This window comes from Aureimonas altamirensis (genome assembly GCF_023702225.1).
Lineage (GTDB): Bacteria > Pseudomonadota > Alphaproteobacteria > Rhizobiales > Rhizobiaceae > Aureimonas > Aureimonas altamirensis_B.
In genome coordinates this window covers 226023-245562 of the sequence record NZ_JAMQCO010000002.1, presented here as the reverse complement: position 1 = coordinate 245562, position 19540 = coordinate 226023, and the positions used below count along the sequence as shown (strand labels likewise).

18 protein-coding genes and 1 pseudogene are annotated in these 19540 nt (G+C 65.7%); 6 read left to right on the top strand and 13 right to left on the bottom strand.

Annotated elements, in window-relative coordinates; all coding sequences use genetic code 11:
* Window positions 1-3: 3 nt before the first annotated feature.
* Together NDN16_RS03880 and NDN16_RS03875 are read right to left on the bottom strand one after the other, a co-directional pair.
* Complete coding sequence (locus NDN16_RS03880; RefSeq protein WP_251112305.1) at window positions 4-1542, bottom strand: aldehyde dehydrogenase family protein; 1539 nt, start codon at window positions 1540-1542, stop codon at window positions 4-6.
* Window positions 1535-2434, bottom strand: a complete 900-nt coding sequence (locus tag NDN16_RS03875) for an NAD(P)-dependent oxidoreductase (RefSeq protein WP_251112304.1) — start codon at window positions 2432-2434, stop codon at window positions 1535-1537. Before NDN16_RS03875 ends, NDN16_RS03880 begins: the two co-directional genes overlap by 8 nt.
* A gap of 110 nt (window positions 2435-2544) precedes the next feature.
* On the opposite strand from NDN16_RS03875, the pseudogene NDN16_RS03870 reads away from it, so the two are divergent.
* Window positions 2545-2682, top strand: a pseudogene (locus NDN16_RS03870) (VapC toxin family PIN domain ribonuclease); the annotation flags it as partial.
* Window positions 2683-2688: 6 nt separating this feature from the next.
* Here NDN16_RS03870 and NDN16_RS03865 read toward each other — a convergent pair.
* The 7 genes from NDN16_RS03865 to NDN16_RS03835 form a co-directional block, all read right to left on the bottom strand.
* The gene (locus NDN16_RS03865) at window positions 2689-3594 is read right to left on the bottom strand and encodes a LysR family transcriptional regulator (protein ID WP_251112303.1); all 906 of its coding nucleotides are present in this window, start codon (window positions 3592-3594) and stop codon (window positions 2689-2691) included.
* A gap of 12 nt (window positions 3595-3606) precedes the next feature.
* Window positions 3607-4782: a M20 aminoacylase family protein gene (locus NDN16_RS03860; RefSeq protein ID WP_251112302.1), complete on the bottom strand. Its 1176-nt coding sequence runs from the start codon at window positions 4780-4782 to the stop codon at window positions 3607-3609.
* A gap of 25 nt (window positions 4783-4807) precedes the next feature.
* Complete coding sequence (locus NDN16_RS03855) at window positions 4808-5320, bottom strand: hypothetical protein (protein WP_251112301.1); 513 nt, start codon at window positions 5318-5320, stop codon at window positions 4808-4810.
* A gap of 10 nt (window positions 5321-5330) precedes the next feature.
* Complete coding sequence (locus NDN16_RS03850; RefSeq protein WP_251112300.1) at window positions 5331-6143, bottom strand: DUF3100 domain-containing protein; 813 nt, start codon at window positions 6141-6143, stop codon at window positions 5331-5333.
* A gap of 150 nt (window positions 6144-6293) precedes the next feature.
* Window positions 6294-7346, bottom strand: coding sequence for an NAD(P)-dependent alcohol dehydrogenase (locus NDN16_RS03845; RefSeq protein WP_251112299.1), 1053 nt, complete (start codon window positions 7344-7346; stop codon window positions 6294-6296).
* 30 nt (window positions 7347-7376) lie between these two features.
* The gene (locus tag NDN16_RS03840; protein ID WP_251112298.1) at window positions 7377-8021 is read right to left on the bottom strand and encodes a hypothetical protein; all 645 of its coding nucleotides are present in this window, start codon (window positions 8019-8021) and stop codon (window positions 7377-7379) included.
* A gap of 59 nt (window positions 8022-8080) precedes the next feature.
* On the bottom strand, window positions 8081-9418 hold the full coding sequence (locus tag NDN16_RS03835) for an aspartate aminotransferase family protein (RefSeq protein WP_251112297.1): 1338 nt from the start codon (window positions 9416-9418) through the stop codon (window positions 8081-8083).
* A gap of 137 nt (window positions 9419-9555) precedes the next feature.
* Here NDN16_RS03835 and NDN16_RS03830 point away from each other — a divergent pair, with 137 nt between their 5' ends.
* The 4 genes from NDN16_RS03830 to NDN16_RS03810 all read left to right on the top strand — a co-directional run bounded on the left by NDN16_RS03830 (window position 9556) and on the right by NDN16_RS03810 (window position 14030).
* Window positions 9556-10104, top strand: a complete 549-nt coding sequence (locus tag NDN16_RS03830) for a cupin domain-containing protein (RefSeq protein WP_251112557.1) — start codon at window positions 9556-9558, stop codon at window positions 10102-10104.
* A 265-nt stretch (window positions 10105-10369) separates the two neighbouring features.
* The gene (locus NDN16_RS03825; RefSeq protein ID WP_251112296.1) at window positions 10370-11851 is read left to right on the top strand and encodes a diguanylate cyclase domain-containing protein; all 1482 of its coding nucleotides are present in this window, start codon (window positions 10370-10372) and stop codon (window positions 11849-11851) included.
* A gap of 539 nt (window positions 11852-12390) precedes the next feature.
* Window positions 12391-13284, top strand: a complete 894-nt coding sequence (locus tag NDN16_RS03815) for a PfkB family carbohydrate kinase (protein ID WP_251112295.1) — start codon at window positions 12391-12393, stop codon at window positions 13282-13284.
* Between the two features lie 71 nt (window positions 13285-13355).
* Complete coding sequence (locus NDN16_RS03810; RefSeq protein WP_251112294.1) at window positions 13356-14030, top strand: HAD family hydrolase; 675 nt, start codon at window positions 13356-13358, stop codon at window positions 14028-14030.
* On the opposite strand, the gene NDN16_RS03805 is transcribed toward NDN16_RS03810, so the two are convergent.
* The 4 genes from NDN16_RS03805 to NDN16_RS03790 are packed head-to-tail and all read right to left on the bottom strand — an operon-like array spanning window position 14027 to window position 17427.
* Window positions 14027-14665, bottom strand: a complete 639-nt coding sequence (locus NDN16_RS03805; RefSeq protein ID WP_251112293.1) for a phosphoribosyltransferase family protein — start codon at window positions 14663-14665, stop codon at window positions 14027-14029. The two genes, NDN16_RS03810 and NDN16_RS03805, sit on opposite strands and share 4 nt — an antisense overlap.
* A complete protein-coding gene (locus NDN16_RS03800; protein ID WP_251112292.1) occupies window positions 14662-15336 on the bottom strand; it encodes an energy-coupling factor transporter transmembrane component T family protein in 675 nt (224 codons plus the stop codon). Before NDN16_RS03800 ends, NDN16_RS03805 begins: the two co-directional genes overlap by 4 nt.
* Entirely contained in the window at window positions 15333-16850 is a 1518-nt protein-coding gene (locus NDN16_RS03795; protein ID WP_251112291.1) for an ABC transporter ATP-binding protein, read from the bottom strand. The genes NDN16_RS03800 and NDN16_RS03795 overlap by 4 nt, the downstream gene beginning before the upstream one ends.
* 7 nt (window positions 16851-16857) lie before the next feature.
* Window positions 16858-17427: an aminotriazole resistance protein gene (locus NDN16_RS03790; protein WP_251112290.1), complete on the bottom strand. Its 570-nt coding sequence runs from the start codon at window positions 17425-17427 to the stop codon at window positions 16858-16860.
* Between the two features lie 142 nt (window positions 17428-17569).
* Here NDN16_RS03790 and NDN16_RS03785 point away from each other — a divergent pair, with 142 nt between their 5' ends.
* On the top strand, window positions 17570-19375 hold the full coding sequence (locus NDN16_RS03785) for a monovalent cation:proton antiporter-2 (CPA2) family protein (RefSeq protein ID WP_251112289.1): 1806 nt from the start codon (window positions 17570-17572) through the stop codon (window positions 19373-19375).
* The last annotated feature ends 165 nt before the right edge of the window (window positions 19376-19540 follow it).

Here is a 19540-nt window from a genome sequence, read left to right as displayed (position 1 = left end):
CGGTCAGCCGGTATAGCCGAAGGCGACGGGCGGGTTGGCCGCCGTCTCCACCCACACGCTCTTCACCTGCGTATAGGCGTGCAGGGCCTCCAGCCCGCTGGAGCGGCCGTAGCCACTGCGGCCGAAGCCGCCGAATGGCGACATGACGTTGATGGTCTTGTAGCCGTTTATCCAGAAGGTGCCGGCCCGCACCGCAGCCGCGACGCGATGCGCCCGTCCGACATCGCCCGTCCAGACCGCACCGGCCAGCCCGTAGGGCGTGGCGTTGGCCAGCGCGACGGCTTCTTCCTCGGTATCGAAGGGCATCACGGCGACGACCGGTCCGAACACCTCCTCGCGCGCGATCTCCGCATCGGGCTTCACATCGTCGAGGATCGTCGGGGCGAAGAAGTAGCCGCCCGTTTCCCCCAATGCGCCGCCGGCCGGGCCACCGGTCGCCAGCCGCGCGCCATCCGCGATGCCCCGTGCGACCATCGCGCCGATCTTGTCGAACTGACGGCCATTGTTGATCGGGCCGATCTGCGTGTCGGCATCGGCCGGGTGCCCGAAGGGGATACGGTCGGCGGCTTTGGCATATCGCTCGACGAAAGCCGAATGGATCGAGCGATGCACGAGCAGGCGGGAGCCGGCGACGCAGCTTTGCCCCGCGCCGCCGAAGATGGCCGATTGCGCCCCCAGGATCGCCCGGTCGATGTCCCCGTCGGGAAAGACGATGTTTCCGGATTTGCCGCCGAGCTCGAGGATGCACGGCACCGTCTTGCGCGCCGCCGCCGTGGCGACGGCGACACCGCCGGCCGCCGAGCCGACGAAGACGACGAGACCGGTGGCGTCGTGTGCGACGGCCGCTGCGCCGGTGGTCGCGCCCGCGCCGGCCAGGACGTTGACGAGGCCGCGCGGGGCGCCGGCCCTTTCGCACAGGAGGCCGAGGACGATGGTGGACAGCGGCGTCAGTTCGGACGGCTTGATGACAACGCCGTTGCCGGCCGCCAGCGCCGGTGCGATCTGCCAACCTCCGGTGAACAGGGGCGCGTTCCAGGGCGTGATCTGGGTGACGACGCCGATTGCCTCGCGCCGCGTGTAATTGAGGTGGCTGCCGGGTACCGGGATGACTTCGCCATGCAGCTTGTCGCACCAGCCGGCATAATATTCGAACATCTCGGCAACGCGGACGGCTTCGCCGCGCATGTCCCGGATCGGCCGGCCGGCGGAGCGGCATTCCATTTCGGCGATGGTCTCGGCATTGGCGCGGATGAGGCGCCCCGTTTCGTACAGGATACGGCCGCGGGCCGAGCCGTTGAGGGCAGACCATTCCTTCTGGGCGCGCGCGGCGGCATCCATCGCGGCGTCGACGACGGTTTCTCCCGCATCGCGGAAGCTGGCGAAGACGCGGCCATTGGCGGGATCGGTCAGGTGAAGCGTTTCGCCCGTGCCTTCCTCGATGGCGCCATCGACCAGGCTGCCGATACGCCCGCCGGGGATCAGGCTTGCGACGAGTTCCTGGATGCGGTCCGTCTGGTCCGGTGCAGCATGCGGATTATTCATGGTTCTCGGCCTTCTCGTGGTTGGCATAATCGCCCATCCGTGTGAAATCCTCCCCGTCGGAGAGGCGTTCGGCACTCGCCGCCCAGATGTCGCGTACATGACCGCAAATCGGCAGGCTGACGCCGAATTCGTCGGCCATGGCGCCGGCCAGGCGCACGTCCTTGCGCATCAGCCCCATAGAGAAGCCGCTGTCGAAACGACCGGACATGACCCAGTTGGGAAAGTGGATCTCGCTGATGGCGCTGCGGCCGGTGGCGGCATTCAGGACCCGCAGGACGGACTCGGCGTCCACTCCCGCGCCGACCGCCAGCTTCAACGCCTCTTGCGTCGTCAACATATGCGCTGCAACCAGCAGGTTGTTGACCAGCTTGGCGACATTGCCGGCGCCGCTCGGGCCGACATGCAGGATCTTCGCAGCCATCGCCTCGACCACAGGGCGCGCCTGCGCAAGGTCCGCCTCGTCGCCGCCGATCATCATGGTCAGTTTACCGGATGCAGCGCCGGCCGGGCCGCCGCTGACCGGCGCGTCCAGAAAGCCGTGGCCTGCATCGGCCATGCGCCGCGCCAGCGCACGGCTGACGTCCGGCTCGGAGGTGGAGGTGTCGATCAGGATGACACGGCCTTCCGCCTTCGTTCCAACGGCGTCGCCTTGCGCTTCCAGCATCGCCGCCACGTCCTGGGCGGTGGGAAGGGAAAAGACGATCCGGTCGCTGCCGGCGAACAGCTCGCCGGGCTCTGAGACGAAGGCGAAACCGGCCTCCGCGGCCGCCTTCGCCTTGCCTGGGTCGAGGTCGTAACCCGTTACCGCAAAGCCGGCCCTGGCCAGCGTGGCCGCCATGCCGAACCCCATCGCCCCGAGGCCGACGACGCCGATGCGTGTCTTCCTGTCCATCGATCATCCTCCGATACTGCAATTGCTTGTTGTAAGGTGAAACGGCGTGCCGCCCGGCGATAGGCGTCAACGCCGGAACGGGGCGTTGCGCTTTGCGCATTGCCGATCGATATGAGGTCGGCCTGCGTGCGGGTGACGCACTGCATCTCGCGATCGCCTCCGAGCAGGGCGAGACCTTGTATACTCTGGATCGAAAACTTGCCGAGGCAGGCCCGGTGCTCGGCGTTTCGACGCGGCTCGTCGAATAGAAGCGGTTACAGCCGAAACGCGGCCATGTTCTGCGCAAGGTGGCTGGCCAGGTTGTCCACCGAAGCGGGCAGGCGGCGGTGCGCCCGGACGATCAGGTGGGCGCTGGCCTGCAAGGCCAGCGGATCGTCGAGCTCCGATGCACCGAGCAGCCCCGCCGATATCTCGTTCGCCACCGCGAAATGCGGCAGGAAGGTCACGCCGCCGGCCATGGCGAAGCGGCGCAGCGCGTCGATCGACTGGGTTTCGAGCACCGGGGCGACGGCAAGTCCTGCATCCGCCGCCATCCGCGCCACGAGTTGCCGGGTGCCATGCCCCTCCGTCAGCAGCGCCAGCGGCCGGTGCAGGCCGGAGGCGAGGTCGGGCCGGGCCGCATTCAGGAGGTCGTCGTTCGCCCGGGTGACCATGCAGAGCGGTTGCCGCTTGATGGCAATGGAGCGGATCCGCGTCTCTACCGGGGGATTGTATACGAGGCCGATATCCGCCTCGCCATTGGCGATGGCTTCCACGATGGCGTCGGTGCCCGCCAGTCGAAGCGCATGTCGGACATGCGGATAGATGGTGAAGAAGGGAGCGAGGCCGTTGTCGATCAGGTCGCCGACGAAGCCCTCGCCGCAGACGATGGCGACACGACGCTGCTCGCCGCCCTTCAGCCGGTCGAGTTCCTCTCGCAGCAGGCCGCCTTCCTCGGTCAGGCGGCGTCCATGCTCCAGCAACAGGGAGCCGGCGGGGGTCAGCGTGGCGCCCCGGGCCGTGCGTTCGAACAGGGGCAGGCCGATCTCGTATTCGAGATCGGCGATCTGCCGGCTGACGGCGGAGGGCGCGACGTTGAGTTGCTCGGCCGCGGCGCGGAACGAGCCGTGGCGCACCACGGTCAGGAAGTGGCGCAGGGCCTTGGCGTCGATGAAATCCATGCACCCTTCATATCATGCCGGCCCGGCGGCGCCTTGCCCGAGGCGCGCCGCGGCGATGTCGCGCCACAGGCGGATACCGTCCGCGATGATGGCATCGTTGAAGTCGAAGCGCGGCGAATGCAGGCCGGGATTGTCTCCATCCCGGGCCGCACCCAGCCAGATGTAGGCTCCCGGCCGCTCTTCCAGCATGAATGCGAAGTCCTCCGCGGCCATGCTGGGGCCACTGTCCTCGACTGTCAGGCCGGTTGCGTCGCCGGCGATCGCGCGGATGGCCGCGGCGGCGGCCGGCGTGTTGATCGTGGCCGGGTAAAGGCGCCTGTAGTCGACGCTCGCGCCGGCGCCCATCGCCTGGGCCACCATGGCCGCGACCGTACCGAGACGCGCCTCCATCAAGTCGCCCACGACCGGAGAGAACCAGCGTGTCGTGCCCCGGATGACGACGGCTTCGGGGATGACGTTATAGGCATCGCCGCCGTGGATCTGCGTTGCGGAAACCACCGCCGCCTCCAGCGGCGGAACGTTGCGCGCCGCGATGGATTGCAACGCGGTCACGATCTGGCTTGCGGCCAGGATCGGATCCGCCCCCTCGTGCGGCATCGCGCCATGCGAGCCACGCCCCGTGACGGCGATCTCGAATGTCGCGAAAGCCGCCATCATCGCGCCGTCCCGCGCGACCAGTGAGCCCGGCCTCATGCCCGGCCAGTTGTGGATGCCGTAGACCTCGTCCACCGGAAAGTCGCGGAACAGGCCGTCGCGGATCATTTCCCGCGCGCCGCCCTCTACCTCTTCCGCCGGCTGGAATATGAAATGGACCGTACCGTCGAGCCCTGGCAGGGCGGCGATTTCGCGCGCGGCGGCCAGCAGCATCGTTACGTGCCCGTCGTGCCCGCAGGCATGCATCACGCCCGGAACCAGGGAGGCATGGGCGACGCCGCTCGCTTCAACGATCGGCAACGCGTCCATGTCGGCGCGCAGGCCGACAACGCGGCGGGACGTGCCGCGCGACAGCGTCGCCACAAGCCCCGTCTTTCCGTAGCCGCGCCGTACCGTCAGGCCGAAGCTTTCGAGGCGGGCCGCGATGAAGTCGGCGGTTTCCGTTTCGCGGTAGGCCAGTTCGGGCCGGCGATGCAACGCATGGCGCCAGTTGACGGCTTCCTCGATGATGTCGCCGGGTATGGCTGCGGACATGGAGGCGTCCCTTGTGAATTGGATGTCAGCCGAAGAGCCGCAGCGTCAGATCTGCGACGACGACGGAGCCGATATAGGTGCCGAACATCACGCAGATGGCGACGATGACGATCTTCCAGCCCGATGTGCGCGCGATGCGAAATTCGGTCTGCGTCAGCGCAAGGCCGCCATAGGCCAGCGCAGGCGTCGCCAGCGCCAGGAAGTTGAGGCGGCCGACGGCATCCAGCACGGCGGCCGAGCCCGGCAGGCCGGGGATGGTGATCAGGATCGCGATCAGCGAGACCCACGCCACGGCAGGCAGCTTCAGCGGTACCACCTGCGCGATGAGAAGGCCCGCAGCGGATGCCGCCAGAAGGATCAGCATGCCGGGCAGCGCCTCGATGGCGGTCGTGCCTGTGGCGGCCCAGTTGGCGGCGAGGCCGATGACGCCGGCTACCGCCAGCATGGCCATCTTTTCTCCGATGGGCAGGGCGCGCTCGTCTTCCTCCACGATCACGTCCCGAAGGTCGGACACTCTCTCGTCTCTTGCATTGCTCATGACGGTGTCCTCAGGCTGCGGTCGAGAATTCGTGCGGACGCGACTTGCGGTACAGCCACTCCGTCAGCGGAAGCGCGACGAACAGGCCGACATAAAGCCCGGTCGCATAGGTCAGGATGTTGCTGGCCGCGGCAAGCGCCAGGATAAGCTGCTCCTGGTCGGGTACGACCGCCACGAGACCGCCGGTGCAGGCTGCCAGCATGGACCCGGAGCCTACGCCGCAGGACATGGCCAGCGCGCGGATGTCGAAGATGCCCAGTGCGTGGATCAGCGGAGGCATGATGGCGAAGACGAATGTGCCGATGAGCGTGCCGGTGGCGTAGACGCCCATGGCGCCGGCACCCTCGGGGCTGTTGAGGCCGTATTTCTCTGCAATCAGCGCCAGGTTCGGCTCCCGGTCGATGGAATAGCTTGCGCCTATGGCTTCGCGGCCCATGCGCAAGAGGAAGACGGCGACCGGGAAAGCCACGGCAATGGTGCCGAGATTGCCCAGTTCCTGCAGCACCAATGCCGGCCCGGCCTCGATGATGGCCTCGATCTCGGGGCCGACCGTCGTGCCGAAGCGGGCGATGAAGGGCATGATCGCAATGGTGATCATGCCCCCAGCGATCCGGGTGGAGCGCGGCGTGATCAGGCGCGACATGGGCTTGCAGATCGCGGGGTTGAGCGCGATGCCGATGGCGAAGGCATACAGGATAGGCAGGAGAATGATCGTCGCGATGCCGATCGGCACCCGGATGACGCCGATCAGGTCGGCGATGATCACGATGACGAGGACCGTAAGGTGCAACGCCATCGCATCCCTCGAAAGGACGCGGCTCATGAAGTCTCCCGTGCTGCATTGCACAAACCGTGGACACTTGCCGCAAGCGGCAAGATTTTGCACAGCCTAGCGGCGTGTCGCATGTCCAGTAGCAGCGGTTTACGCAACGGAGCGTTGCGCGGCAAGCAATGCGCCGCCAGGCGACGGCGCTTATCCGCCTTGCGGCATCTCGATCTGTAGCTTGACATCGGCAGGCCGGCCTTCGGCGGCGCGCTCGAACGCCTCCACCGACCTGTCGAAGGGCAGGGTGGCCGATATCAACGGCTTCAGGTCCACCTTGCCCGACGCCATCATCTGGATCGCCCGCGGATATTGGTGCGCATAGCGAAAGACCGTCTCGAAGCAGAGCTCCCGGGTGGAGGCGGTCGCCCAGTCCATCGCCGTGGGATGCACGGGAAGCCCCACCACGACCACGGCTCCGCCCGGCCTCGGCAGGGTCAGCAGGCTTTCCCATGCCTTCGGCGAGCCACTGGCTTCGAAGACGACGTCCGCGCCCCAGCCGCCGGTCGCCTTGTCGACGGCCTCTTTCAGGTCCGCGCTACGGATATCGACGGGGACGATGCCGGGATATCGAGCGGCGATCTGGAGTTTGTCGGCCATCAGGTCGGCCACGATGACGCTGGCGCACCCCCCGGCCAGGGCCGCCAGCGCCACCATGATGCCGATGGGCCCGGCACCGATGACGACGCCGACGTCGCCGGGGGCGATCTTCGCTTTCTGGGCGGCCTGCAGGCCGACGGCGAAGGGCTCTACCATGGCGCCTTCCGCAAAACTGACGCTGTCGGGCAGGCGGAAGGTGAAATTGGCAGGATGGACGACTTCGGCGGTCAGGACGCCATGGACCGGCGGCGTCGCCCAGAAGGTGACCGCCGGATCGACATTGTACATGCCGAGCCGCGTGGCGCGGGAGTTCGGATCAGGCACGCCGGGCTCCATGCAGACGCGGTCTCCGACTGCCAGGTGGCGCACGTCCGAGCCGATCTCGGCCACCGTTCCCGCAGCTTCATGCCCCAGAACCATCGGGGCCTCGACGACGAAGCCACCGATGCGGCCATGCGTATAGTAATGAACGTCGGAGCCGCAGATGCCCACCGTATGGAGACGAATGCGCACGTCCGTCGGCCCGACCGTCAGCGGAAGATCGATGTCGCGGATCGCCAGCTTGTGCCGCTCTTCGAGAACAAGGGCCTTCTGGATCGCCATGAATCAACCTCCCATTGCTGCGGATGATTCTTATAGCGCCTTGTGATGCGTTTCCGAGCCCAATTCGGTGTGGCGATGCAGCGCGACGGCATTGCGCAGCACCTGCAACCCGATGGCTGCGAAGAGGACATAGGCGAAGGTTTCGACCGTCTCCTCGATCAACATCGGCAGATAGTCGATCCCGGCCAGTGCAGGATGCCCGTCGAATGCCTCGCCGATCAAAAGAAGCACGGCGACGCAGACGAAGGGCCATCCGCGAAGCTCTTTCAGATAGGCGATATGCTCACCCAGCAGCCGCCAGCGAAGGGCGATGTAGGGCAATGCGACGGCGCAGATTGCCACAGCCTCGTAGATGCGGAAGTGCGGCGCGTTGAACAGGGAAGCGATCGGGCCGTCGCCGGCCAGTTCCAACTCGCGCAGGAAGAAGACCGCCGCCAGCACGCTGGCGCCGACGGCCGCCATGCGGCCGGCGCCGCGCTGCAGGACGGCCGCGATGGCGTAGAACAGCGCCGCCGCTGCAAGCGCCGCTTCCTGCCCGCGCTCCAGCGGGCCGCCCTCGATGGCCGCATCGTGGATACCCAGCCAGGACACCAGGACAAGCGTGATGGCGACGACCGCAATAGCTATCAGAAGGCCTTGCAGGGCAAAGCCACGGTGTAGGTGAAACGCCTGCATGATGCGCCCCCGGCAAATTATCCGGGGGGCTTATTGAATATCCACGGGCCGCGCAATCCTCAGCCGATGCGGCGGATGGCATCGCCGACCATGTCGGCCATGCTGGAGATTTCGTCTTCGGAGACGATCAGCGGCGGCGACAGGGCGATGATGTCGCCTGTGACGCGGATAAGCAGCCCTTTCTCGAAACAGTCCACGAAGACATCGTAGGCGCGCTTGCCCGGCGCGCCTTCAATCGACGCCAGTTCGATGCCCGCGACGAGGCCGATGGTGCGGATATCGACGACGTTCTCCGTGCCTTCGAGGGCGTGCATGGCATTGGCGAAGTGGTCGTCCAGCTCCGACGCGCGGGTGAGGAGCCCCTCGTCCGCGTAGATGTCCAACGTGGCGATGCCGGCTGCGCACGCCACCGGATGGCCGGAATAGGTATAGCCGTGGAAAAGCTCGATCTGGGCTTCGGGGCCGTGCATCAACGCATCGTGGACGGCCCGGCTGCTGAAGACGGCGCCCATGGGGATCGTGCCGTTCGTCAGGCCCTTGGCCGTGGTGACGATATCCGGCACGACGCCGAACCAGTCCGTCGCGAAGGGGGCTCCCAGGCGGCCGAACCCGGTGATGACCTCGTCGAAGATCAGGAGGATGCCGTGCCTGGAGCAGATGTCGCGAAGCCGCTGGAGATAGCCCTGCGGCGGGATGAGCACGCCGGTGGAGCCGGCGACCGGCTCGACGATGCAGGCGGCGATGGTCTCCGCGCCATGCAGTGCGACCAGCCTTTCCAGATCGTCGGCCAGCTCCGCGCCGTGGCGGGGCTGGCCCTTGACGAATGCGTTGCGGGCGGGGTCGTGGGTATGCCGCAGGTGGTCGACCCCGGGCAGCAGCGGAAAGACACGTCGGTTGTTGACGAGGCCGCCTACCGATATGCCGCCGAAGCCGACGCCGTGATAGCCGCGTTCACGCCCTATGACGCGGGTGCGAGTACCCTGGCCGATGGCCCGCTGGTAGGCGATGGCGATCTTGAGCGCGGTATCGACCGATTCCGATCCCGAGCCGGTAAAGAACACGCGGTCGAGGCGGTTTCCCTCGGGCCCCGGGGCGATCGCGGCAAGCCGTTCCGCGAATTCGAAGGCGATGGGATGGCCCATCTGGAACGAGGGTGCGAAATCGAGCGTCGAAAGTTGCCGTTCCACCGCAGCAGCGATGCCGCGCCGGCCATGGCCGGCATTGACGCACCACAGGCCGGCCGTCCCGTCCAGCACCCGGCGCCCGTCATCGCTGGTGTAGTACATGCCGTCGGCTGCGGCGAGCATGCGCGGCGCGGCCTTGAACTGGCGATTGGCGGTAAACGGCATCCAGTAGCTGTCGAGGACGGGGGCGTTGGGGCGGTCGTGAACGTTCATGGATCGGCTCCGGTGCGTGATCGCCCATTGGAGCCCTGAACCCCGGTCGCAACAAGTCCTTTTCTGGATACCGCCAAGCTATTGTTTTACCGTGATCCGTGCTGCAAATGTTCGATATATCGAACGGAGTGAACGGCGTGACGGTGGATATCGGTGGACGGTTGCGCAGCCTCAGGCTCAAGCACAAGCTCTCGCAGCGCCAGTTGGCCTCGAGAGCGGGCGTTACGAATTCGACGATATCTCTGATCGAATCCAACGGTACGAACCCTTCGGTGGGCGCACTGAAGCGTATCCTCGACGGCATTCCCGTCGGCCTTGCGGAATTCTTCGCCTTCGAGCCGGAGCAGCCGGCCCGCGCCTTCTACCGCGCGGACGAACTGAAGGAGATCGGCAAGGGCCCAATCTCCTACCGTCAGGTCGGCGACAACCTCTTCGGGCGCAGCCTTCAGATCCTGGAGGAATGCTATCAGCCGGGCTCCGATACGGGCAAGGTCCCGCTCGTCCACGACGGGGAGGAGGGCGGCATCGTGCTTTGCGGCCGGCTGGAGGTGACGGTGGACGGAGAAAGGCGAATTCTCGGACCCGGCGACGCCTATTATTTCGACAGTCGCCGGCCTCACCGCTTCCGATGCGTCGGCCCCAACCCTTGTCGGGTCGTCAGCGCCTGTACGCCGCCTACATTCTAGAAACGGTTTCCAAAAACATACGAAAATATAAGAATGACAAATGCAGGATACAGGGTATCATTCTTCCTGAAGTTTCTGGTAGGAGGGCGGGCGTTTCCTTTTGCTTGTCGGGCGGAAGTACGTCCTCCGTCAGGGAAAGGGCTGCAGCATGCACGACAGCACCATGACGATCGTGAATAGCGGCAGCAATCAAATTACGCCTGTCAAAGATCGCAACCTTGAATTATTCGAAGAAGGCAAGTGCGTCTCGGCAGGTGTAATCGGAATGCAGACTTCCTCGAGCCATGTGTCCCCTGTGGCCGGCAAGATCGATAGCGAACCGGATTTCTTCGGATTGTCTCCTTCGCCCATGTGGCTGGAGGATTACAGCGGCGTCAAAGCGTTGTTCGCCGAGTGGCGTGAAGCGGGCGTATCCGATCTGGCCGCGTATCTGGCGGAGGATCCGGAACGTGTCCGCCGCTGTTCCGCGCTCATACGCGTTCTGAAGGTCAACGAGCGCGTGCTTCAATTGTACAAGGTCGCCGACCTCGCCGAGTTGGAGAAGAACCTGTCGGTCATCTTCAGCGCCGACATGATGAACACCCATGCCCAGGAGCTCGAGGCCTTGTGGCGGGGCGAGCGCGAGTTCTACAGCCATACGGTGAATTATACGGCTGCCGGCGACAGGCTGGACATCCAGCTATCCGGCAAGATCATGCCCGGGCACGAGCATGACTGGAGCCGCGTTCTCGTGGTGACCGAGGATATGACCGAGCGGGAAGGCGCCCGTGCCGCCCAGGCCGCCAGCGAACGGTTCGCACGCGGCCTGTTCGAGCATTCGCCGGTATCTCTCTGGGTCGAGGATTTTTCCGCCATCAAGAAGCTGCTGGACGAACTGCGTTTTCGCGGCATCCAGGACTTCAGGGTGTTCACCGATGTACACCCCGAATTCGTCAACCGGTGCATGAGCGAAATCCGCGTCATCGACATCAACCACACGACGATCAAGCTGTTCGGTGCGCCGGACAAGCGCACGCTTTTGCACAGCCTGGGGCGAATCTTTCGCGACAGGATGGTGCAGCCCTTCCGCGAGCAGTTGATCGACCTCTGGAACGGCCAGCTTTTCCAGACGCGAGAGGTGGTCAACTACGCCCTGGACGGCCGCGAGCTCCATCTCATGCTGCAATTCTCAGTCCTGCCCGGCGCCGAGGACGACTGGTCCCTGGTGCAGGTGGCGCTGACGGACATCACGGCGCGCAAGGCGGCCGAAGCCTATCTGGAATTCCTGGGCAAGCACGATGCATTGACCAAGCTCTTCAACCGGTCATTCTATATCGACGAGTTGAATCGCCTGCAGCGCAACGGCACCGACCCGATATCGATCATCATCATCGATCTCAACAACCTGAAAGAGGTCAACGATTCCCTGGGTCATGCGGCCGGAGACGACCTCCTGCGTCGGGCGGGCGAGGTGCTTGGCAAGCTGGTGGAGGCGCCTGGCCATGCGGCGCGCATCGGCGGCGACGAATTCGCCTTGACCCTGCCTGGCCTCGACGAGGTTCATGCCGCCAAGATCCTGAAGGATCTGGACGGGCTATGCGACCTGAACAACCAGTTCTATTCCACGGCGTCGTCCAGGCTGAGCCTGTCGGCCGGGCTCGCCACCAGCCGTGACGGGGAAAGCCTCGAGGCGACCGCACGCCGTGCCGACAACGCCATGTACAAGGCCAAGCGCGAATATCACCGCAAGCTGAGCCAGATCGGCTGAACATCTTCCATCGTTGACCAAGCGGTTTTGATGCGTTGCAACATGACGAGTGCATTGACGTGGTCTTACCACGTCCGCAGCGCGTGTTTGTCGAGTTTCGAATCCTCTAGGCGATGTCCGCACGCTTCGCATCGTCTTTCAAAGCTACAACCTGTTCCCGCAACTGACCATCGTCGAAAACATCATGCTGGCACCGGTGTCGGTGAAAAGGGTTGCACAGGCGCGGGAGACAGCGGCGCGGGTACTGCGCAGGTGGACCAGTCGGAAGAGGCCGATCTTATCCCGAACAATTGTTGGGGGGCAGCAGCGTGCGGCTATCGCGCGGTCTCTGGCCATGTAGCCGAAGGTGATGCTGTTCGACGACGTCACTTCGGCGCTCGATCCGAAGCTGACGGGTAGACATCTATCAGAAGTACCACGGCTCGCCGTTGCCGGCCGAAATGCTGAACTGAGGCTGTTCCGCCGGACGACCCTCTGTTATCGACTCCGCCGGGCGCATCGCGTCCGGCGGTTCTGGCATCAATCGGGCAGGCGATATCATGGGTAGCATCATCATATTCGGTTCCGTGAACGTCGATCTCGTGTCGCGCGTCGCGCGCATCGCGCGGCCGGGCGAAACCGTTCTCTCTGCCTGCTACGACACCTATTTCGGCGGCAAGGGCGCAAACCAGGCGGTTGCCGCCGCGCATGCGGCCCGTGCCGCCGGCGGCTTCGTCGCCATGGCCGGCGCAATCGGGCAGGATTCCTTCGGAGACGACTGCGCGGCCAATTTCGCCGGCCTGGGGGTAGACGTGTCCGCCTTGCAGCGGACGACGGCGCGGACCGGTGTCGCCTTCATCTCCGTCGATGACAGGGCGGAAAACGCCATAACCGTCGCCAGCGGCGCCAACCTCTGCCTTTCCGCCGAGGCAGTGCCCGAGGCGCTCGTCCTGTCCGCTTCGACGGCCATCGTCCAGATGGAAGTGCCGCTGGCCGAGACTCTGGCTTTCGCGCGGCGGTTGCCGGACGACGCGACGCTCGTCTTCAATTTCGCGCCGGCCGACGAAAACGCCGATCCTCTTGCGCTGACCGCCGTACTCGATCGCACGGATATCTTCGTCGTCAACGAGCATGAGGCGGAAGTGGCCGGGCGGCTGGCGGGCGAGGCCGACGGGCTGGCGGGGCTTTCCCGGCAATTCGGCGTGCAACTCGTCGTCACCCTGGGGGCCGCCGGCGTGGACCTGTATTCGCCCGACGGTGCGAAGCGGCATTTCGAGGCCCCCAAGGTGGCCGTCGTGGACACGACAGGCGCCGGAGACCTTTTTACCGGAACGCTCGCTGCCCGCGTCGACGAGGGGATGAGCCTTCCCGAAGCGATCGCGGCGGCTGCGCATGCCGCATCCATCGCCTGCACGCGGCCGGGGGCCCAGGTGGACGTCTTCTCGCACGCATAAGACCCTCGCCAATCGTTGCGATTGCGCCAGTTTCCGCCTTGCCGGTGCCACGTAACCCGAAAGGCCGCGACATGCGCATGGAAACCGCCTTCCTGTTCGATCTCGACGGAACACTCGTCGACAGCGTCTATCAGCATGTGCTGGCGTGGAAGCACGCGCTGGACGAAGAGGGAATCGCCTTGTCCGTCTGGCGCATCCACCGGCGGATCGGCATGAGCGGCGGCCTGTTCACGAACCAGCTCTTGCGGGAAACCGGACAGGACCTGACGGTCGAGCGCATGGAGCGGCTGCGTCACCTCCACGCGGAAGCGTACAGGGCGCAGAAGACGAGCGTCCAGCCACTACCCGGCGCACGTGAATTGCTGCATTGGCTTGGCGCGGCCGGCATACCGTGGGCCATCGCCACCAGCGGCCGCATGGAGACGGCGCGCGTCAATCTAGAGGCGCTCGGCGTCGATCCCGATCGATCCGTTGTCGTCACACGCGACCAGGTGCGCTACGCCAAGCCCGACCCGGACCTGTTCCTGGCCGCCGCCGACAGGCTCGGCGCTCCGATCGGCAATTGCATGGTGGTGGGCGACGCGATCTGGGACATGCTGGCCGCGACGCGCGCCCGCGCCCTGGGGATCGGTCTTCTCAGCGGCGGATACGGGCGGGAGGAACTCCAGCAGGCAGGAGCCATTCGCGTCTATGACGATCCGGCCGATCTTCTTGAGCATCTGGATGAGGTTGGCGGGCGTCGTTAATCCGGATCGACAAGAAACGTTTCCGGTATCGGGAGCCAATCGCCCCCTTCGTTTATGAATTGCGGGATGTGCGCAAGGCTGTGGACGAGCCGCGCATCGTCGCCGAGGGTTTGCAGCCAGTCGCGCGCTTCCGTCAGGATCACGCCAAGTCCGACGACTTGCCCGCCGGCCCGCCTGACGAGATCGGTCGCGCCCTTCAGGCTGGAGCCGGAGGCCACCACGTCGTCCACCACGACCACGCGCTTGCCGGCGATCAGCGGCACGGCCTGGCGGTCCAGCAGCAGCGATTGCTCGCGCGTCGAGGTGATGGAGGAAATGTTCTGCACCAGGGCATCGCCGAGATGGATCTTGGGCGATTTCTGCAGCACGACGTAATGATCGAGCCCCAGCGCCCGCGTCGTCTCGATGGCGACGGGTATGCCGAGGGTAGCCGGCCCCACGATGACGTCCGGACGAAGCGGCGCCAGTTTCCGCGCAAGCGCCGAGCCCGCATGGGCGCCGAAGCGGACGCCCATATCGATGACCATCATCAAGGAGATCGCGAAGTCCGGCTTGATGGCCACGATGGGAAGCTCGACGGCAAGCCCGGCGACATCGACCGTCCAGTGCTGGCCGGTCATGGGAGAGTGCGTCATGGCGTGCCGTTCCTCGGTGGCAGGGTCGGCTCGACCAGCAGCCCGACATGACGCCATGTGGTGCGCTTGCGCCGCATGTCGAAGCCGTGGATGGCGAGCGATAGCGAGATGGCGTGCGCCATGCGCACGGCCTGAACCAGAAGTGGCACGCCGCGGGCGAGCGAATATCGGAGCCGCTTGAAGAAAGGCACGTCGTCTATCTCCATGCCCCTGGCGCGCTGCGCATCGGCGATGCGGTGAAAATCCTCCCGCAGCATGGGGATGATGCCGAAGGTCAGCGACAGCACCAGCGTCGCAATGGGCGGCAGGCGCGCGGCGCTGCATGCGGCAAGGATGGAGCCGGGTGTGGACGTCTCCATCACGAAGTAGAAGGCGGCCGTTGTGGTGACGAGCCGCGCGGCCATGCCGGCAGCGACCGGGATGGTGTCCGGCCATGCCATGCCCTGAATCGCAAGGTTGACGATCCAGCTTGCCATGACCAGCAGGACAAGCAGGCTCGCTCCCTTCAGATAGGCCGACAGGCCCGGAACGCCGGCCGCTGCCAAAAACAGGATGGTCGCGGCCGCGATGGGCACGCCCCACCACCAGCCGGGGACGGCCCAGGCCACGACCATCACCGCGAAGGCAAGCCCCAGCTTGACGAAGAAGTTGATGTCGTGAACACGCGTCATGCGGCTTCTCCGAAGGCGGCATGGCGTGGCGCGGGCCAGCCAAGGACGGCAAAGGCCGAGCTGGACCAGGCCTGTCGCGTATCGCCGTCATAGGTGATGGCGCCTCCATCGAGAACGAGAAGCCGTTCGGCCACATCGTCCACCATGTCCAGATCGTGGGAGATGATCAGCACCGCGCCGCCACGGCCTCTTTGCGCCTGAAGGAAGGTGTCGAGCATCTGCCGGCCGCGCACGTCGCGGCCGAACAGCGGCTCGTCGAGGATGGCGACGGCGGCCTGTGCGGCATCGGCGCAGGCGAGGCCCAGAAGCCCCTGCTGACGGGCCGAGAGGGCGAAGGGGTTGGCCTGTGCAAGCGCCGTCAGCCCATAGGTCTCCAGTGCCTGCGAGGCGCGGTTGCGGGCATCGTCGTCGACGGGGCCGCCGGCCGTCACGGCAAACAGCACTTCCTCCTGAACCGTCATGTTGAACAGGACGCGTCGCATGTTCTGCGGCAGATAGGCGAGCGTGCGCGCGCGGCGTGCGACCGTCCAGCCTTGCGCGTCCGCACCGTCGATCTCGATGCGTCCGGCAACGACGGGCGCAAGGCCCAGAAGCGCCTGGAACAGGGTCGTCTTGCCGGCTCCGTTGCGGCCGATCAGCCCGACGATCTCGCCTGCCCGGAGGCGGAAGCCGGCATTGGCCAGGACGGGCTGGCCGTCGCCGCGCCGAAGCCGCGTGCGAACTCCCTGAACGACAAGTCGCTCCTGGCCGGCCGCCATCCGATGCAGTCGCTTCAGGCGGTTTGCCGGTGCGATCAGCCCGCAAGCGGCCCAGACCGCCGCGTCGGCCATGCAGTCGGCGGTCGAACGACGCTCGGTCAGGCGGCCGTCCTTGAGCAGTTGGACCGCTCCGGCCAGTTTTTCGAAGGGCGCTGCGTTCTCTTCGGTGATGAGGATGCCCATCCGGTCGGTGGAGGCGCGCTCCAGCAACGAGACCAAGCGTATCGCCGCCGCAGGGTCGAGTCCCGTCGTCGGCTCGTCCAGCACCAGGTAACGCGGCTGGCCCGCCAGTGCGGCGGCCAGAGCAACCATGCGCCGCTCTCCGCCCGATAGCGTCAGGACGCGCCGGCCGCGCAGTGCGTTCAGCCCGAAATCGTGGATCAGGGCGTCGACCCGCTCGCGAATGGCCGGTTTTGCCAGTCCCTGATTCTCGAGCGGGAAGGCGATCAGGTCTTCCACGCCGAGATCCCAGAGCTGGTCTTCGACATTCTGGGCGACGGAGCCGACCGCGCCGAACAGGGCGCTGCGGTCCAGCAGGCGGGCGTCCTCTCCGCCGACGCGGTGGATGCCGGAGAAGACGGTCGGCGCGACCAGCCGCGGGACGATACCGGCGGCGACCGAGGCGAGGGTGGATTTGCCGGCACCGGCGCTGCCGCAGATCAGCAGCCGCTCGCCCGGCTCCAGCGTAAGGGAGCAGCCGTCGAGCGCGGGTGCCGCGTCGCCAAGGGCGACGACGATGTCCTTGAGTTCGAGCACGATGGGGTCAGAAACGCGTGAAGCCGGCAGGATGTGCCGATTTGAGCAGCTTGATGGCCGGTCGCACCAGAAGCGGCGTTCCGATGAGCATCGGCACGATGTCCGACAGGCCGAGATACATGACGGCCCACCAGAAGGGGAATATGCCGAGCCAGGCCAGGCTGGCCGACACCGCGACCACCATGACCAGCCCAACGATCAGGCAGGTTGCCGCCAGTTTGACCAGCGTCGGCATGTCGAATTTCGTACGGGCCGGGTCGAACAGGAGGGCGGGAACGAGCCCCGTCAGGCCGACCATGATCCCGTCGACGATCAGCGAATGCGCCGGAATGAAGGTGCCGGCCAGCAGGGACCAGACGATGGTGCCGAGATAGCCGCAGATGAAACCGCTTTTCCAGCCGAGCAGGATGCCGACGAGCGGCGGCAGGAAAGCGAAGATGCGCCACTGGATGACGCCCGGCACCAGTTGGATCGGATTGGCATAGGCCCAGAGGACGCCTGTCGCGGCTGCCGCCACTATGGACAGGACCAGCGGAAAAAGCGTGTTGCCTTCGTGTGGCGCGGCGGTGGTGGACATGGGATCGACCCTTCGTGTTGCCCAATAGGCAAAGCAATCCGCGTGCCAGATTTCTGGTGCCGTGCGTCAACTAGCGGTCGTGCTCCTGCGGCAAACCATGCCATAGTCGCCCCATACGGTTCGGGTGCGAGTGGGGTCAGGCATGGCGGAAGCGGGTTTGTCGGGGACGGTCGGGCCGGCCGTCGTTCTCCTTGCATCGGCGGTCGTCGCCGTGCCGCTGTTCCGGCGTCTGGGGTTGGGATCGGTCCTTGGCTATTTCGCCGGCGGCCTGCTCGTGGGGCCTTCGATACTCGGCATCTTCACGGATCCGGCGACGATCCTGCACATCTCCGAACTCGGCGTCGTGATGTTCCTGTTCCTGATCGGGCTGGAGATGCGGCCGCACAAGCTGTGGGCCATGCGTACGCAGATCTTCGGGTTGGGCCTCGCGCAGGTCCTGCTGTGCATCGCGCTTCTGACGGCGGCTGCGATGACATTGGGGTTCTCGCTGCCGGTCGCCTTCGTGGCGGGAGCCGGTTTCGTGCTGTCGTCCACCGCCGTTATCATGTCGGTCCTGCAGGAGCGGGGCGAACTGGCATCGCCGAGCGGCCAGCAATCCGTTTCCATCCTGTTGCTGGAAGACCTGATGATCGTGCCGCTCCTGGCCGTCGTCGCCTTTCTCGGCGCAAGCGGGGCCGGTGAAGGCGATGGACTGACGTTCATGTCCTTCGTTGCGCCAGTCGCTGCGGTCGCCTTCGTCATCGCGGCCGGTCGCTGGTTGCTGGATCCGTTCTTTGCGCTGCTGGCCCGGTCGCGCACGACCGAGGTGCTGACGGCCGGCGCACTGCTGGTGGTGCTGGGATCGGCATTGCTGATGGAATATGTCGGCCTGTCGATGGCCATGGGCGCGTTCCTGGCCGGCGTCATGCTGTCCGGCTCCAGCTACAGGCACCAGATCGAAACCGACGTCGAGCCTTTCAAGGGCCTGCTGATGGGCCTTTTCTTCCTGGCGGTCGGCATGTCGCTGGACCTGTCGGTCGTGGCTGCGCAATGGCCCATGATCCTGGCTCTTCTGGCGCTTTTCGTCGTGGTCAAGTCGGTCGGCATCTATGTCGTGGCCCGCGCCTTCGGCTCGTCCAACCTGCAGGCCCTGCACCGGGTCTCCATCTTTGCGCAGGGTGGCGAATTTGCATTCGTGCTGTATTCGGCGGCGGATGGCGGCGGCGTCATCAGCGGGCCGGAAAACGCGATTTTCGCCACCGTCATCATCCTGTCCATGGCTTTCACGCCGCTGATCACCATCCTCGCCGACAGGATGCTGCAGGACGACCGGGTATCGCTGGACGGGGTCGAGGAGCCGGATGGCCTCAAGGGCCGCGTCCTGATGATCGGTTTCGGCCGCTTCGGTCAGATCGCCTCGCAACTGCTTCTGGCGCAGGCCGTCGACGTATCGCTGATCGACAACGATCCGGACCGCATCCGGGAAGCCGGGAAATTCGGCTTCAAGGTGTTCTACGGCGATGGCACGCGGCTGGATATCCTGCGCCAGTCGGGCGCGGTGACGGCGGACATCATCATGCTGTGCGTGGACAAGCCGGCGGACGCCGACCGCATGGTCGAGCTGATCCGAGAGAACTTTCCGAATGCACGCGTGCTCGCGCGCTCTTTCGACAGGGGGCATTCGATACGCCTTCGGCAGGCCGGGGTGGACTACGAACTGCGCGAAACGCTGGAATCGGCGATCGTCTTCGGCGGCGCGGGCCTCAGGATGCTGGGCATGACGAGCGTCGACGTCGAGGAGGTGGCTGCCGACATACGTCAGCGCGACGAGGACCGGCTTCTGGCGCAAGCCCAGGGGGGTATCATGGCCGGCAACGATACGATGCTGGTGGAGCCTCGGCCGGAGCCCCTCGTTCAGCCCCGCAAGCGCAAGGCGCGGGAGACAGAGGACGAGCCGGCCGCCGCCTGATGCCATCGAGAACGCCTTCGAGGCCGCTGATGGCGGGGACGACACACTAGAGCGCCGTGCGTCCATTCGGACGCGCAAAGGTCGCTCTAAGCTTTTGATGGAGCATCGTATTTTCCGAAAACCGGATTCCACTTTCCGGTGCGATGCTCTAACGATCGAACAGGA